We start from the raw sequence: 16,052 nt of genomic DNA, 5'->3' as shown, positions 1-16,052 counted from the left end.
AGGCACAAGAGCTCACACCAATAACCTTTTGCAAGGACACCTCACCCGAAGAAGGGCCGCATACCTTATAGAAAACCAAAACTTAGTCAAGGTTGACTGCAACTATTTTAAAGGGCTGAAGCTGTTTGGCCCCTGAGAACGTACAACACTATAAAATCGATGAGGATACCCTATGTTAAAACGTAAATTACTGGCAGCAACTATTGCCGCAACCTTATGCGGTGCCAGTCAGGCTGCCGTAGACATTAATGGTTTTGCCTCGATCAAAGGCGGCATGGCGCTTGGCAACAGCGACGAGCTGTATGGCTACGATGATGATTTCAGTTTTAAAAATGAAAGCCTGGCTGCTTTGCAGGTGAAATCAGATTTAGGCGACAAACTATCTGTCACTGCCCAGCTGTTAGGCCGTGGAGCCAACGACTGGGACGTTAAATTTGAGTGGGCTTTTTTAAGTTACGACTTAACCGACAGCTTACGTGTTAACGCCGGCCGTTTAAGAACCCCTTTTTATAAATACTCAGATTTCCGTGACGTAGGTTATGCCTACGACTGGTCTCGTGTGCCACAAAGTGTTTATGGTTTAGGTTTTGACAATATCGAAGGCGCTTCGTTATACCACACCACTACCCTGGGTAATTTTGATTCATCGCTGCAGTTGATTGTAGGCAGCTATGACGGCGATGCAGCTATTGGCGACGCAGTAGCAGATGCCCAAATTGACAATGTGACAGGCATAGCCTGGGAACTGGGCCAGGATGGTTATTCATTCCGTATGGCTTACCTCGTTGGCAAAACCACCTTTTATGTGGATCCACTGGATAACAGTACTACAGGTTTGTATGCACAACTCAGAGCTTTTGGCTTAGGCGCACTGGCAAGTGAACTGGATATAGTGGACGAATCCAGCTCTTTTGCAGGTATTGGTTTTAATATTGATAAAAACGACTGGCTCATCGTTTCTGAAATCACCAAAGCCTCTGTAGATAATTCATTTATCTCTGATCAGGAATCCTATTATATTTCCATTGGTCACCGTTTTGACAGCATCACGCCTTATGTGTCTTTTGAAAAAGAAGACAATAAAGCAAAAACTGAACTCTATGCTGGCGTGCCGGCAGCTTCCCCTATTTTCGCTCCGGTCGCGGGTTTGGTGAACCAAATGGAGATGGAACGTAACAGTATCAACATCGGTGTACGTTATGACTTCCACCCGTCAGCTGCCTTTAAAGCGCAATATACCAATGCCGACAATAAAACTGAAGACCGTAAAGACAGCGTATTAGTTGTTGGCGTGGACCTGGTGTTCTAAGGAATCAAATCATGTTAAAAAAATTAATCTTAATTCCGGCGCTGGCTGTAAGTTTTATGACTTTTGCCAATGTTGCAGTGATAGTTCACCCATCCAATGCGGCCACCTTGTCGCAGGATGATATTAATAAACTATTTACTGGTCGCGCCAAAAGTTTTACCGATGGCAAAGCCGCTGAACCTGTTAATCTGGCCGAAGCTGTTGCAATTCGGGCTGATTTTGATCAAAAAGCTTTGGGCCGTTCTTCCAGCCAAATGAAAGCCTATTGGTCTAAACTGATATTTACAGGGAAAGGAACGCCACCCAAAGAAATGGCGTCTGAACAGGAAGTGTTGGATGCAGTAGCCAAAAATCCTGCGGCTATTGGTTATGTCAGTGCAGGCGCTGTGACTGACAGTGTCAAAGTGGCCTTAACGCTGAACTAAAGGTTGTCCAGGCAGGTGATTGCATCACCTGCCTTTGTTGTAAGCCATATTCTGGATACTACTTATGCTGAAATACCTGAGTTTATTAAAAAAAATCTGGCTTATTATTGCTATCGCAATCTTAGCTTTTTTAATAGTACTGACTTCATCTATTTACTTTACAGCCCGTAATGCCGACAGCATTGTGCTGATTAAAGACAAAATGTATGACAGCTCCAAATTAGCCTCCAGAATGGTGGTTGAGTTTAATGCGGTGGAAGAATTTTTTACTCAGTCAGTTTCGTTGTCAGACCCTGACATTCTGAGTACAGCTAAAACCACACAAGAGCGGGTGGTCGCTCATCTGACCAAGCTAAAACAACTGGACACTGCCAACCTGAGACAGTTGGAAACTCTGGAGCAGAATTTTAGTGCTTATGCCAAAGCAGCTGCTGAAATAGCTCAGTCCATGATTGACGGCACTTTGGATATGGGAGCAGCACAAAGCATTATTCAAAACAAAACCACCTTGTATGAAACGGCAAAAAGTGGTTTTGTTGCCTACGAAAAACAAACCGATGACAGCTTCCAGCAAATTCTGGTGGATATGTCGGCTTCATCTGAACGCTCAGTGTTAATTATCGTATTATGCGGCACTATCTTATTGATTATAATGGCAGTTGTTGGCCATGTGATAGGCAGAAATATCAGTAAAACAGCCCATAGTCTGGCCAGTTCTTTACAGGTGTTAGCCTCAGGTAAAGGCTCATTATCCAGCCGTCTTTCTATCGACTCTGAAGATGAATTTGGCGCTGTGGCCCGCAACTTCAACGAATTTATCTCGTTGCTGCAAAGCTCTTTTGTTGCCATTGCCCAGTTAGTGGATCCGGTCAGCCGCACAGCCGATGCTTTGGCCAAAGGCATGCAAGAGCTGGATGGCATGACGGGTCAGCAAAAAAATGATGCCGACACTGTGTCACATTCAATGGAAGAAATGCAAAGCAGCGTCAAGGACATCAGCCAGTCGGCCAATGCAGCTTCCGGCAGTGCTAACGATGCAAGCCGTTTAGCCAAGCTGGGGTATGAAAAAACCACATCTTCAGTGCAGGCCTCTAAAGATTTAGCCGGTGAAATAGCGCACACCAGCGCCGTGATCACAGAGCTGGCCAAACAAACTCAGGAAGTGGGTGGTATTTTAAAAAGTATCAATGATATTGCTGACCAAACCAACTTACTGGCCTTAAACGCAGCTATTGAAGCTGCGCGTGCTGGCGAACAAGGTCGTGGTTTTGCGGTGGTTGCAGATGAAGTTCGTTTATTGTCGTCGCGCACAGCGTCGTCAGTCACCACTATCCGCGATCTGCTTGGCAAACTGACACAAAACGTCGACAGCGCAGTACGCCTGATGGACCAGGCCGTAAATAAAGCCAATCACAGTGCTGTGCTGACGGCTGAAGCAGGCAGTTCTATCGAACTGATCAATCAGGAAATTGACAAAATTAATATGGTCAATGCCCAAATTGCCACAGCCACTGAAGAACAAACCATGGTAGCCAGCCTGGTACTGGACAATACCCATCAAATGGCTGACTCTTTCAGCCGGACTATTCAGGTACAACACACTGTGGCAGATATATCTGATCAGCTGCGTGGCCTGGCTCAGGAATTAAATACGGTATCGTCTAAGTTCAGAGAGTAAGACACTCAACGAATTTAGAACTCTGTTACTAAAAAACGAAGCGTACAAAACCCAGGGACGGGTGTTGTTTTACACAAAACAAATTTTTCACTACAAGCCATTGAATAAAATAAATTATTTAGTCTATGCCCTTATTGCTGCTATCTTATAGCCATGGTAGCAACAAGCAGGTTGGGTCATCGCTATGCGTATTTTTTCTTTTCTTGTCATTACTTTGTTCAGTTCCTCTTTAATAGCTGCCGATTTTCAGCTGCCTGATTTTGTGTTGGGCAGTACAAAAGCTGAGCTAAAAGATGAAGTTCTGGCCAAAACCAGCCTGACCCTGTTTGAAGCACAAGCCACAGTAGAAACACAGTGGGCGGAAGATAAACTGCAAGCTGTGTTGCTGACTTATTATCAGGGTACAGACTATACAGAGCTCAGACGAAAATTCTCTGCTTTGCAGCAACAATTCATCACAGCTTTTGGCACTCTGGCCTGGGTTTCATCCGAAGCATCGCCGGATACCACTCAGACCATAGAACAACAATTGGCTTTGTTGGATCAAGTGATGCAAACAGCTCCAGAGCTGGCTGCAGGCTACAGACAAAGCCATCTGGCACATTCCAATCTGATCCTGGATTTTCAACCCTCCCCTCAACCTGATAACAACAGGTTGCATCTGCAAATCAGATTTTCGTCTATCAATGGTGAGTTTAAGCTGATGTTGTTTGTTGACGAAAAAACCGCTGCTGAACGCACTGCCGCGGCTGTAGTTAACCTTGAAGCCTTTTAGTGGATACCGGGACAATTTTTTTGGGTTGCAACTCAGATATATGCAATTGTGACTACAGTGGACCGGAGCAACTCCTTTGATCTTCGGTTCAGCAACTGTCGCTCTTTTAAGTGATACCCACAGCATACCGGCTGACCCAGTGTTTGAGCGGACCGGCCTTTTCTGCTACTGCTAACCCCAACTGGCGTACAAAACGCACTGGGGGCAAGCTGCTGCTAAAGCTTTGATAAAACAGGTCCATAGCTGCCATCATCAGCGCATTTTCACGCTGGCGTGTGCTTTGGTATTGCTTTAACCATTCAAAATCCGCCAAATCATGGCCTTGCGTAAAAGAGCGCTCCAGTAGTTCGCAGAGCAGCATAGCATCAGCAAAACCCAAATTCACGCCCTGACCTGCCAGCGGATTAATACTGTGAGCCGCATCACCTACCAGCACCAGCCTGCCTTTGACATAGTCCTTTGCATGGACCCTGGCTAAAGGAAAACTGGCCACTTGCTCCACCGTAATTTTGCCAAGCTTAGCCGGAAAAGCCTGCTGAATTTGCTCAGCCAAAGCAGTTTTAGATAAAGCCGCCAGCTGTTTAATTTTATGATGATGGTCGTACCAAACCAGGGAGCCTTGCTTGCCTGGTAAAGGTAAAAAAGCCCGCGGCCCTGATTCATGAAACTGCTGCCAGGTGATGTCCTGCTGATCGTATTCTGTGTTGACTGTAACCACTAAACAGCTTTGCTGATACTGCCAGCCTGATACAGCAATCTGTGCCAACTGGCGTAATTGCGATTGGCCACCATCTGCGGCTATCACCAGTTTGGCTTTTAGCTCACCAAATTCTGCTGTGGTGACACTGGCATAGTCAGCTTGCTGCTCAAAACCAGTCACAGTGGCAGGGCAAAACAGTTGCAAGTTGGCAGAAAACTTGGCCCACAGCGCCTGCTGGATCAGGTTGTTTTCAATAATATGGCCCAGATGCGTCAGTGCCACTTCATCGGCATGAAAAGTGAGTCCTGCCTGTTCGCCTTCAAAAGCCTGTAAACGTTTATACGGGCATAAACGCCATTGTTGTAATAAAGACCAGGCGCCTAAGTCGGTCAGCCACTGTTCGCTGCGTCTGTTAATAGCGGATACACGAAGATCAACAGTACTTTGTGGGTCATAAGCTGAGACAGACTGTTTTTCAATTAAGCCCACTTGTAAACCGGCACGGCTTAACTTCAGCGCCACTGAAGCGCCCACCATACCACCACCTACAATTAATATATCCAGCACAGAAACCTCCCACTGACTTCAGCGCATTCTACCCTGCTTTGAGATCTTTTTTTTGCGCTATATCAGTAATTATTCGCCGCACACTGAAAGATTTTTCAGACAATTCCGGTATATAAGCTCATATCACTTAAGGAAAAACCAAAATGAAAATGAAGCATATGCTGTTACTTACTATCTGCCTCTTTAGTTTTAACCTGTTAGCAGAACCCCGTATTGCCCAAAGCCCTGAAGATATTAAGCCCTTATTAAACGGTATGACAGCACCAAAGGTTAGCCTGCAGGATGCCACAGGTAAAACCGTAGAACTGAATTCAGTTTTAAAACAGCAAGACACAGTGCTGGTGTTTTACCGCGGCGGTTGGTGCCCTTATTGCAACCTGCAACTGGCCGCTTTACGTGACATTGAACCTAAACTCAAAGCTTTGGGTTATCAGTTGATTGCAGTTACACCAGACAGCCCAGCGGCAGTTCAGGCCAGTTTAAAAGACACCAAAGATGCAGCTATTACTTATACCCTGCTATCGGATAGTCAGTTCAATTTAAGCTCAGCTTTTGGTGTAGCTTATTATCTGGATGAAAAAACCAGTGCCACCTATTTAAACACTTACAAACTGAATCTGAATAAAGAAACAAGCAGCGGCAAAGTAGTATTGCCTGTGCCTGCGGTTTTTATCATGAACAAAGACGGCTTAGTGCAATACAGTTATCAGCATATTAATTACAAAGTCAGGTTGCAGCCTGAACTGCTGCTGTTAGCAGCGCGTTTAGCAAAAGAGCCAAAGGAATAACATTCACTAAAAACCCGGTATTTTTGCATATTAATCCATAGTTAATTCAGGGCAGCCCGAACTGCCCTGAAACTGCAGCTGAACAGCCTGAAACTCATTGACGACAGCGTAAAAATACGGCATTTTGCGCGCCCTTGCAGCCCAGGCTTTTGATTGCCTCTGTTTGTTGCCCTTGAGGGCAAAACTGACTAGAGTAGCTGCATCTTTAAATCCGAATTCTGTTTTGAATTCTATTTTGAATTGTAACCCCTGGCTTGAGGAGACTTAGCATGCGTAAGGTAACTGTGGCTGCCACCCAAATGATTGGTGGCTGGAATGTTGACGAAAATATTGCCCGTGGTGAGCGCTTAGTCCGTGATGCAGCAGCTCAGGGTGCACAAATTATCCTGTTGCAGGAATTGTTTGAACGTAACTACTTCTGCCAGAAACAAAAGTATGAATATTTAGAGTTCGCCACTTCTGTGGAAGATAATCCGGCTATTGCCCATTTCAGCAAAATTGCTAAAGAGCTGAATGTGGTTCTGCCTATCAGCTTTTATGAAAAATCCGGCAACTGCTTCTACAACACAGTGGCCGTGATTGACGCAGATGGCAGCAACTTAGGTTTATACCGCAAGAGCCATATCCCTGATGGCCCTGGTTACAGCGAAAAATTCTATTTCACTCCGGGTGACACTGGCTTTAAAGTTTGGGATACAGCTTATGCCAAAATTGGTATAGGTATTTGTTGGGATCAGTGGTTCCCTGAATGTGCCCGCAGCATGGCATTAATGGGCGCAGAACTGCTGTTCTACCCTACAGCTATTGGCACTGAACCTCATGATGAAACAGTGAATTCACGTGAACACTGGCAACGCACTCAACAAGGCCACGCAGCTGCCAACCTGGTTCCACTCATTGCATCGAACCGCATTGGTCGTGAAACCGAAGACGACTTTGCTATTACCTTCTACGGCAGTTCTTTTATTGCCAACGAGTTTGGTGCCAAGGTAGAAGAAGCAGACGAAGTCAGCGAAGCTGTGTTAGTCCATACCTTCGATTTGGACGAAACTGCGAAAAACCGTCGCAACTGGGGCGTGTACCGTGACCGTCGTATCGATTTATACGGTGCCCTGTTAACGAAAGACGGCAAAACCACACCTACTGAAGGTAACAACTAAGATGGCTGTTACATTAAATAGTACGCCTCGTGCCGATGGTTTTTTTATGCCAGCCGAATGGGTAACGCATAAACAAACCTGGATGGTATGGCCAGAACGTACCGATAACTGGCGTTTAGGCGCTAAGCCAGCTCAAAACGCTTTTTGTGCTGTCATCCGTGCCATTGCCCGTTTTGAGCCTGTCACAGTATTGGCTTCTGCAGCTCAGTTTGCCAACGCACAAGCGCAGTTGTCTTTAGAAGCCACGACCTATCCAATACGTGTGGTTGAAACCTCAACGGATGACGCATGGTGCCGTGACACCGGCCCTACTTTTGTGACCAATGGAAAAGAAGTACGTGCAGTGGATTGGACCTTTAATGCCTGGGGTGGTTTAAACGGCGGTTTGTATTTCCCATGGCACAGAGACGATCAGGTCGCGCAAAAGATTGCCAATATCGAAGGTACGCCACGTTATCGCACTGAAGGTTTTGTGCTGGAAGGCGGTGCTATTCATGTCGATGGCGAAGGTACTTTACTGACCACTGAAGAATGTTTGTTGAATAAAAATCGCAACCCGGATTTATCCCGCGAACAAATCGAGCAGATGCTGTCGGATTATTTAAGTATAGATAAAGTCATTTGGCTCAAAGAAGGCATTTTTAACGACGAAACCGATGGTCACGTCGATAATATGTGCTGTTTTGTTGGCCCTGCCGAAGTTTTGCTGGCCTGGACTGACGATAAAAACGACCCACAGTACGAACGTTCACGCGCCGCTTTAGAAGTGCTGGAAAACAGCACAGACGCCAAAGGCCGCAAATTCACAGTACATAAACTGCCTGTGCCTGCCCCTATGCTGGCCAAAGCAGACGAATATGCCACAGTGGATTTAACAGGAGCTGCTGTACCTCGTGAATCTGAAGCCCGTTTAGCTGGTTCTTACATCAACTTCTATTTATGCAATGGGGGTTTGGTGGTTCCGGTGTTTGACGATGCCAACGATCAGGTGGCGATAGAGATCCTGAGTAAAGTCTTTCCAAAACATCAGGTGGTCACTGTACCTGGAAGGGAAATTTTATTAGGTGGCGGTAATGTGCACTGCATAACTCAGCAGCAGCCAAGCTGATTTACATTCGTTTCTCAAACGGAGCCAAGAGCTCCGTTTTTTTTTGTGAAAAACATACAAAAAAAACAAACCACTACAAAAAACCTTACAAATCATAGATGTTAACCCCTCAAAAAACACAAACAAATCACTAGAGTTCCAATTTATTAACATGTTAGGATGGAAACGCGATTGGTTTTGGATGTGCGCACATCCAAATCGGTAAGCTTCTAACAAAAACTTGAAATCATGGAACAGAGAACAACACAATGTCTAAGCTAAAATATTCTGCTTTATCCGTTGCTGTGCTGGTTGCTCTTGCAGCCTGTGGTGGTGATGGGAAAAAAAACGTTGCTCCACAAGCAACAAATGTCTCACTAACTAACGTCGAAGTAAGAGAATGGGTTCCGGTATCAGGTGCTTTTGCAGCTAGTGATGCAAACCAGGATCCATTAAGCCTGACTGCTATCTCTGAAAATGGTGCTGCAGTGCCCTCAGTTGGTGGTATTTACACACTGAGTAAAGGTACTTTAGCTGTCACAGGTCTGAATTTTGTATTCACTCCAACTGCCCCCGGCGAACAAGTATTTTCTTATACTGTATCTGATGGTGAAGCATCAGCTACTGCAACTGTCACCATAGCTGGTGCAGGCACTGATCCATTGGCTTACCAACAATGGCACTTAAAAAATACCGGACAAAAAGCCTACTCAATGAGCGATTCATTGTATGAGACTTACTTTACCTTGTTAACCGACTTAATAGGACTGCCGGAAGAAGATGCCGCGGCTATAGTCGAATCCCGTAAAAACCCTGATATTCTGGTTGAGGGTGAAGATGTCAACGTAGCTGCGGCCTATGCAGCTGGCGCCACTGGCCGCAACACTATTGCTGTTGTCGTGGACTCAGGTTTAGAAATCGGTCATGAAGACCTGAAAAACAATGTAATACCTAATCGCTCACTGAACTTTGTACCTGGTGTTGCGGATCCAACAAACCCAACCAGTATGAACGCCACCGGCGACCATGGTACCAGTGTTGCTGGTTTGATCGCAGCTGAAGGCTGGAATGGTTTAGGTGGTCGTGGTGTTGCACCTGATGCTCAACTGATAGGCATGAACTATCTGGAAGAGCAAAGCAACGTCGCTTATGTATTAAGCCATGGTGCTCCGGGCAGTGGTATTACGGCTTCTGAACCTGTAGCTGTATTTAACCGCAGCTATGGCATCACCATTCCTGCTGCAATAGCTTATTCTGAGTTTGATGAAGAAGTACAACAATACAGTGCTACGGAGCTACGCTCAGGTTTAGGCGCTGTCAATATGAAGTCCAGCGGCAACAGCTTCCTTGACGGAAGTGTCGGCTTTGATAACGACTTATGCGAAGTAAACGGCGCCAATGATTTAGGTTTAACCTGTTACAACGGTAACTTTGAACCTTCTCAGGCGACTCCTTATTACTTCAGCGTTGGCGCAGTAAACAGTGACGGCAAACACACCAGCTACTCCACTGCAGGTGCCAACTTGTTAGTGTCTGCACCATCTGGTGAATATGGTGACTTCGCTCCTGCTATGGTAACAACTGACCAAATGACGTGTTTGCGTGGTTACAGTAGTTTTGCCAGAGCTGAGCTTTTTGATAATAACTATTTCCCAGGCTTCTTTGAAGGGTTTTACCCATTCAACAACCCGGGCCATCCTGAAAACGCCAGCTGTAACTACACTTCAACCTTCAATGGTACTTCATCAGCTGCTCCAAATGCTTCAGGTGTAGTAGCGCTGATTGCCTCTGCGAACCCAGAGCTGAGCTACCGTGATATTCGCCACATTCTGGTCTCTACCAGCACTATGGTTGATCCAGACAATGCACCTGTAGCACTGGAATTATCCAATGGTGAATTCCTGGCTCACCAGGGCTGGGTAGAAAACGCTGCAGGCTTTAACTTCAACAACCTGTACGGTTTTGGCCGTGTTGATGCGGGTGCTGCTGTAGCCATGGCAAAAAACTACACCGCTGATTTAGGTGAAGAAGTGATTTCAGAGTGGGTAGGCGTAGGTTCTTATGCTGACACTGAAACACCAACGTCATTGGCTTTAGCTGTACCGGATAACAGTGCCACTGGCGCTACAGTGACTCTTGAAGTGTCTGACGAAATGGTGCTTGAAGGTGCTCAGCTGAAGTTTTCAGTATCTAACCCTGATATGGCCTACGGTTTCATGACAGTAGATGGTTATTTCCAGACTACAGCTGGTATTGACTTAGCTATTGAAGTGACATCACCTGCTGGCACGAAGAGCGTATTGTTATCCTCTAAGCAAGCCTTGACTATTCCGGCTCTGACAGAAGATTTCTTCTTCCAGCCTGGTTATATTCTGAATGATTCAGTCTTCCTGACCAACGCTTTCTATGGCGAAAACGCTCAGGGTACCTGGACTGTAAAAGTACTGGATGCTAACGGCTCAAATTACCCGTCTACAGGTGGTTTTTTTGGTGTTGATGGTTATGCCAACAACGCTCAACCTTCAGTTGTCGAAGGTGTAGCTATTCGTGTATTTGGCCATTAATAGAGGAAGTACAGAGTTATGAAATTGAAATTAACCTTAGTTGCTCTGGCTACTATTGGAACTATGGCTTGTGCTCAGGCTACAGAAGTTTCACCAGAGTTGAAAAAACTAATCCCGGCAAAAGCTGAAGTAGTGAAAGCGAAAAAAGTTGGAAATGCTGACTTTGGTGTTTACAAATTAGTACCTGAGTTAGCCTTAGCTCCGGCTAGTCTTGCAGCAGATACCTCTAATGGCACATTATCTGGTCGCGCTTTAGTAAAGCAAACTGTCGTGAATACAGAGGGTACAGTGAAAACTGATGCTGTGGTAAGAAACTTACTGACAGGTGAACTTGGAGTTGTCACTGGCCGTTTGTCCATATTGGCAAGTGATACAGCTGCACTGCAAAGCTTACAACAAGACTTTGGATTAAAACTGGTCAAAGCCGTTGGTGACAAAATTGCCATTATGCAGGCTCCTGCTGGTGCAAATCTGACTGAATTAGTGGACTCAATCCGCAAATCAGGTCTGGTAAAAGAAGCTCGTTTGGATGTAGTTGAAAAGCTGAATAAACCAAACTAATTTATGCTTTAAGCTACAGCAAATTTCTAAATATGAATGCCAGTCAGCTCAGCTGACTGGCATTTTTTTATATCATTTCAGTGTCACCCGCCAGACTCTTTGTGTTGCCCCAGCGCCATACCCCTGCCTTTTATCTCGTTCCATGAAACGAGCGCATATTTAGCAAAGCAGCAAGGCCACCGGCAGCAATACCATACCAGATAAGACTGAGTATCCAGTGATACTGTATTGATGCACTGTCACAAAGATCCGCATCTGGTCGGTGATCATTCAAGACTGATGAAAGCAATAGACTCATGTTCAGTTTATTGCGGTATAACAAAGCGAGAGAGAAGCTGAGTCTGTAATGATTAGAGTAAAAAAAGCCTGCGACATCTCTGCCGCAGGCTTTTTGTTTTCATCCTTCTGAACACTACTTATCGAACTTATATTTCCGATAAACAGCTGCTATCAAGCGAAGGCTGAACCTTTGTTAGTTACGACGACGACGTAAGAAAGCCAGAGGTAATAACATCAGCGATAACCAACCGAAACTACCACTTGATTTTTTAGGTGCCGGAGCAACTGTTACATTAAAAGTAGCTGTGTTGGAGGTTAAACCCGCACTGTCTGTAGCAACTACAGTCACAGCGACTGTGCCAGCTTCATCCCAGGTAGGGACCCGTGCCAGATTGACCTTACCATCAGCATAAGTAAACAGAGCTGGTGTCACAGTCACTTTATCCAGAGTCGCCTCTGCTTCGTTAATAGTCACAGCTACATTACCAACCTGAGTACCTGCGGTAGCTACAGTTGCCACTATGGTCGCAGCAGTTGCTGAAGCAGTAATGACAGGTGGTGCATCTGGCAAGTTAGCCACTGCGATATTTACAGTAGCAGGTGCAGAGATATTGCCCGCCTGGTTCACTGCCACAACAGAGAGTTGAGCACTGGTGAAACCCGCTTCGTAATCCAGCAAGGAAGCATCAGCCACTGTGACGGTACCATTTTTAGATACCGAAAACGCCAGACTTGAGGCGCCTGCAACCAGGAACTCAGCAACGGCCGGATCCAATAAACCGGTTTCAGCCGTCAGTTGGCCTAACACAGTGCCTGCAACGCTGTTTTCGTCAATACTGTATTCAACAGTTTCGGCCATCACAGGAGCAGTAGTTGCAGATGGAGTCTCAGCAGCAAAAGCCACATCACCTACAGCAGACAACAAGACTACACCAGCACCACTGGCACCATCAATCTCAATACGGGCTTCCTCACCCGGCGCCAGACTCTCTACTTTGTCACCTACAGCAGATGGTGATGCGCCATCAGAAGCAGGCACAACGTCCGCACTCAGCGAGGTTAAAGTCACAGTTGGAGCAGAAACCAATCTGGCGTTCGCTTCAATAGAATCATCCAGTTCAGGACCCCAGTCTGCGCCAATAGCATTACCATCATTAATAGTACGGTAACGTGTTCCTATAGTACGACCTAAATCAGCAGCAGATAAACCAATATCTTCAAAACAAGCTGATAAGGTAACGCTGCGCTGACCTACAGAGTGGAACAGATCCATAACAGAGCCACTGTAGGCACCGTATGGTGTGACAAAAGTACCCATCACTGCAGGGAAAGCTGCATAGTTAGCCCCCAAGCGAGTCAGTAATAAGCTGTTCAGTTGATGGTCGTATTCACCATCATTATCAATATCTAAATCCACACCCACGTTCACTTGCTGAAGATGACTCAAGCCATTTTCCAAGGTTAAAGTAGGAGCTAACAATAAACCCGAAGTACAGTAAGCTGTTGGGACCTGAACCACATCAAGAGAAGCTGCACGTAAATCGTAAGCAATACTTTCATCTTTTTCAGAAGTTCCAACCAGTTGAGTCGCAAAAACATCTGCTTCTACAGCACCCACGTTTTTCACTACTTTTACTGATGTATCACCAACAAATCTGCTGCTTAATTCCAGAGCGGCATTAGCTCTTGGCAGAATATGATAAACCAAGTGTAAATCGTTGGCGGCTTCAGTGGTTGCATCATTAAAAATTAAGGCACCATCGTATTCAACTGTCGTCAACTGAGCGTTTTTCTCTGTTAATTCAGAGGTGTTCGCTAATTCCCACTCAGGCAACTTCGTAGGATCAATGGTCACTTTTACATCAAACTTAGTCGATTGACCAGGCGCTACAGTCACAGTTTCTGGAATAACCCAGCTTAAAGCTCCGGTTTCTGTATCAGCGGCAAAACGATCCTGAATGCTCAGACTGTAGGTTTTTGGCTCTGTACCAAAGTTTTTCAGCGTCACAGTTTTTGTCAGAGTTGTAGTTTCAGTCAGAGTATTCAGACCAAAAGATAAAGCTGCCTGAGCAGTATTAAATTTCGAATCTTCAACCCAGGCCGCAACAGGCAGATTGACTGCTTTCTCAACGTTCACCAGACCAGCACCCATAGCAGAGATAGGTGCTAATTCAGTATCAGGGTGAGCTTTTGGCAGAGTATAAACTTCCATATCCGCAGTATTCATCAGGGTAGCTTTCACTTCCTGAGCTGTACGGTTTGGCATAGCTTCACGTAATAAAGCGGCAGCACCAGCCGTCATAGGGCCGGAAAATGAAGTACCAGAGTTTAAGGCGGTTTTATCACCAGTACCAACAGCGGCCATCACGATATTTGTGCCTGGAGCAGTAATTTCTGGTTTTAATAAACCTTCAATAGAAGGACCACGTGAAGTGAATGTCGCCAAACCACCCGCAGAGCTGATTGATTTAGCAACTATGCTGTAGGCCACATCACCGCTGGCCAACGCAGCTTTGATTGCATCGCCATCTTCTTTTGAAATACCAACAGACGGAATAGCAACGGCAGGGTCTGAACCACCGGCATTCACCGGGCCTAAACCAGCCGCGTTATTGGCAATAATTACAAAAGCTGCACCGGCATTTTGAGCATTGATCACTTTAGCAGTGAAGTTACAGGTGCCACGGTCGATTAACACTGTTTTTCCGGTTAACGAACCAGCAGCAAAAGCAGTACAGCCCTGAGCGTTGGTTGACACAAAAACCAATGGGTTAGCCGTGCTGTTAAAACTAAACTCACTGACTTTGTTAAATCCAGAAGGGACCATGTCTATTTCTTTGCCGGCAACATCGTTCGCCTCAAAAATAACCGAAGATCCGGTAGGATGCGTCATAGCACCAACAGATAAGGCATTTGGAGTCGTGCTTGGACCACCAACAATAAATGGGTTCGGGCCATCATTGCCGGCTGAGATCACCATATTGATGCCCAGAGTAGCAGCTTTTTGAATTAAAAACTGAGTACCGCTGGTGGCATTTGTGGTACCAACGTCACTGCCTAAGGACATATTGATCACATCAACACGGTCAGAAATATCACCATCACCATTTGGATCTAAGGCAGCATCTAAAGCACCAATCTGAGCAGCACCAGGGCAAGTTGCAGTACAAACGGTATAACCATAAAAATCGACATCAGGAGCAATAGCACTGACTGAACTGGCGACAAAAGTACCGTGGCCTGCGTTACGAGGATCAATAGGGTTTGGATCATTGTTTACGAAGTCGTAACCACCCAAGACTTTACCCTGAGGCCAGGTTGGCTGAGCACGCTGATCGACAGCATTATAAGCTTCTACTGTACCGGCGCCCCCCATGGATTTGTGGGTGTAATCTATACCCGTATCCAATACTGCAACTGTGATGCCTTTACCTGAAGCAATACCAGCTTTGACTACTGCATCTGCTTTCATATAAACAGCGCTGTCTGCAGCCATTGGTTTGCTGTCGTAAACAGGGTAAATAGAAGCAACAGCCGGATTTGCCTGCAGTTTTTGCAGAGCATCAGCTGATGCACGAACTACCAAACCTGATGCCAGGTTTTTTGTAGTTGCCAATACCTGCGCGTCACGATCTAAAGTTAATAAAGCTGAAGTCACTGCTTGTACAGAATCAGCAATACTTGCTGAGGCAGCCCGGATGGACGCAGAATCAGAGCTTCTTACATCCTGCAAACCTGCTTGTTTTAAAACGACGTAATAAGAAGACGGGATACCTTGTTCTTGATCTTTTACTACAGACCCTTTTGCTTCTTTGCCAGCTAATAAATCTTTAACTGACTGCGTACCCATTTTATATTGTTCTAATGTTGCAGCTGTAGCGCCACAAGATAATGCCAAGCCTACAGCTGAAGCTAGCGCTGTTTTTCCAATATGTTTCATGTATTCTCCGTTTAGGATGTTATGTATTTCTCTGGACCATCTTATTGTTTTCGATGCACGTCAGTTCTTTGACCGTTATCACGCGCACCTCAATTACATTTATTAACACATCAACACACCAATGTCACACGCTTTTGCATCGGTGTTAGCACTAATTTACAGGGGAGCAAACTTTAAGTTGGATATTTATTCGTGCTGATCAAATTACTCAGAAAACTC

At 45.6% G+C, this 16,052-nt stretch carries 11 protein-coding genes; 9 read left to right on the top strand and 2 right to left on the bottom strand.

The window, feature by feature from the left end; genetic code table 11:
• Nucleotides 1–172 precede the first annotated feature (172 nt).
• The 4 genes from RHEIN_RS02980 (at nt 173) to RHEIN_RS02965 (ending at nt 4,187) form a co-directional block, all read left to right on the top strand.
• Nucleotides 173–1,309 carry a porin gene (locus RHEIN_RS02980; protein WP_008897489.1) on the top strand — a complete coding sequence of 379 codons (1,137 nt, stop codon included), beginning with the start codon at nt 173–175 and terminating at the stop codon, nt 1,307–1,309.
• Between the two features lie 11 nt (nt 1,310–1,320).
• The gene (locus tag RHEIN_RS02975) at nt 1,321–1,734 is read left to right on the top strand and encodes a phosphate ABC transporter substrate-binding protein (protein ID WP_008897488.1); all 414 of its coding nucleotides are present in this window, start codon (nt 1,321–1,323) and stop codon (nt 1,732–1,734) included.
• 64 nt (nt 1,735–1,798) lie between these two features.
• Entirely contained in the window at nt 1,799–3,412 is a 1,614-nt protein-coding gene (locus tag RHEIN_RS02970; RefSeq protein WP_008897487.1) for a methyl-accepting chemotaxis protein, read from the top strand.
• A 184-nt stretch (nt 3,413–3,596) separates the two neighbouring features.
• Nucleotides 3,597–4,187 carry a hypothetical protein gene (locus tag RHEIN_RS02965; protein WP_008897486.1) on the top strand — a complete coding sequence of 197 codons (591 nt, stop codon included), beginning with the start codon at nt 3,597–3,599 and terminating at the stop codon, nt 4,185–4,187.
• A 106-nt stretch (nt 4,188–4,293) separates the two neighbouring features.
• Here the strand turns inward: RHEIN_RS02965 and RHEIN_RS02960 are convergent, their stop codons facing one another.
• Nucleotides 4,294–5,454, bottom strand: a complete 1,161-nt coding sequence (locus tag RHEIN_RS02960; protein WP_008897485.1) for an FAD-dependent oxidoreductase — start codon at nt 5,452–5,454, stop codon at nt 4,294–4,296.
• Between the two features lie 143 nt (nt 5,455–5,597).
• Here RHEIN_RS02960 and RHEIN_RS02955 point away from each other — a divergent pair, with 143 nt between their 5' ends.
• From RHEIN_RS02955 to RHEIN_RS02935, 5 genes are all read left to right on the top strand, one after another.
• Complete coding sequence (locus RHEIN_RS02955) at nt 5,598–6,242, top strand: peroxiredoxin-like family protein (protein ID WP_008897484.1); 645 nt, start codon at nt 5,598–5,600, stop codon at nt 6,240–6,242.
• A gap of 269 nt (nt 6,243–6,511) precedes the next feature.
• Nucleotides 6,512–7,402 carry an N-carbamoylputrescine amidase gene (gene aguB, locus RHEIN_RS02950; RefSeq protein ID WP_008897483.1) on the top strand — a complete coding sequence of 297 codons (891 nt, stop codon included), beginning with the start codon at nt 6,512–6,514 and terminating at the stop codon, nt 7,400–7,402.
• 1 nt (nt 7,403) lies between these two features.
• The gene (gene aguA, locus RHEIN_RS02945) at nt 7,404–8,510 is read left to right on the top strand and encodes an agmatine deiminase (protein ID WP_008897482.1); all 1,107 of its coding nucleotides are present in this window, start codon (nt 7,404–7,406) and stop codon (nt 8,508–8,510) included.
• A gap of 248 nt (nt 8,511–8,758) precedes the next feature.
• Nucleotides 8,759–11,053, top strand: coding sequence for a S8 family serine peptidase (locus RHEIN_RS02940; protein WP_008897481.1), 2,295 nt, complete (start codon nt 8,759–8,761; stop codon nt 11,051–11,053).
• 18 nt (nt 11,054–11,071) lie between these two features.
• On the top strand, nt 11,072–11,614 hold the full coding sequence (locus RHEIN_RS02935) for a hypothetical protein (RefSeq protein WP_008897480.1): 543 nt from the start codon (nt 11,072–11,074) through the stop codon (nt 11,612–11,614).
• Between the two features lie 472 nt (nt 11,615–12,086).
• Here RHEIN_RS02935 and RHEIN_RS02930 read toward each other — a convergent pair whose 3' ends face one another.
• Nucleotides 12,087–15,833 (bottom strand): S8 family serine peptidase, encoded by a 3,747-nt coding sequence (locus tag RHEIN_RS02930; protein ID WP_008897479.1) that lies wholly within the window; start codon nt 15,831–15,833, stop codon nt 12,087–12,089.
• Nucleotides 15,834–16,052: the final 219 nt, after the last annotated feature.

It is taken from the genome of Rheinheimera sp. A13L (genome assembly GCF_000217935.1).
GTDB lineage: Bacteria > Pseudomonadota > Gammaproteobacteria > Enterobacterales > Alteromonadaceae > Pararheinheimera.
Note: the sequence above shows the minus strand (reverse complement) of the source record. Positions and strands in the feature narration are given on the sequence as shown.

Excerpts from the sequence above, each read along its gene's own strand:
- RHEIN_RS02965 (WP_008897486.1), top strand. The coding sequence starts at position 3,597 with ATGCGTATTTTTTCTTTTCTTGTCATTACTTTGTTCAGTTCCTCTTTA.
- RHEIN_RS02940 (WP_008897481.1), top strand. The coding sequence starts at position 8,759 with ATGTCTAAGCTAAAATATTCTGCTTTATCCGTTGCTGTGCTGGTTGCT.
- RHEIN_RS02980 (WP_008897489.1), top strand. The coding sequence starts at position 173 with ATGTTAAAACGTAAATTACTGGCAGCAACTATTGCCGCAACCTTATGC.
- RHEIN_RS02935 (WP_008897480.1), top strand. The coding sequence starts at position 11,072 with ATGAAATTGAAATTAACCTTAGTTGCTCTGGCTACTATTGGAACTATG.
- aguA (WP_008897482.1), top strand. The coding sequence starts at position 7,404 with ATGGCTGTTACATTAAATAGTACGCCTCGTGCCGATGGTTTTTTTATG.
- RHEIN_RS02930 (WP_008897479.1), bottom strand. The coding sequence starts at position 15,833 with ATGAAACATATTGGAAAAACAGCGCTAGCTTCAGCTGTAGGCTTGGCA.
- RHEIN_RS02955 (WP_008897484.1), top strand. The coding sequence starts at position 5,598 with ATGAAAATGAAGCATATGCTGTTACTTACTATCTGCCTCTTTAGTTTT.
- aguB (WP_008897483.1), top strand. The coding sequence starts at position 6,512 with ATGCGTAAGGTAACTGTGGCTGCCACCCAAATGATTGGTGGCTGGAAT.
- RHEIN_RS02975 (WP_008897488.1), top strand. The coding sequence starts at position 1,321 with ATGTTAAAAAAATTAATCTTAATTCCGGCGCTGGCTGTAAGTTTTATG.
- RHEIN_RS02970 (WP_008897487.1), top strand. The coding sequence starts at position 1,799 with ATGCTGAAATACCTGAGTTTATTAAAAAAAATCTGGCTTATTATTGCT.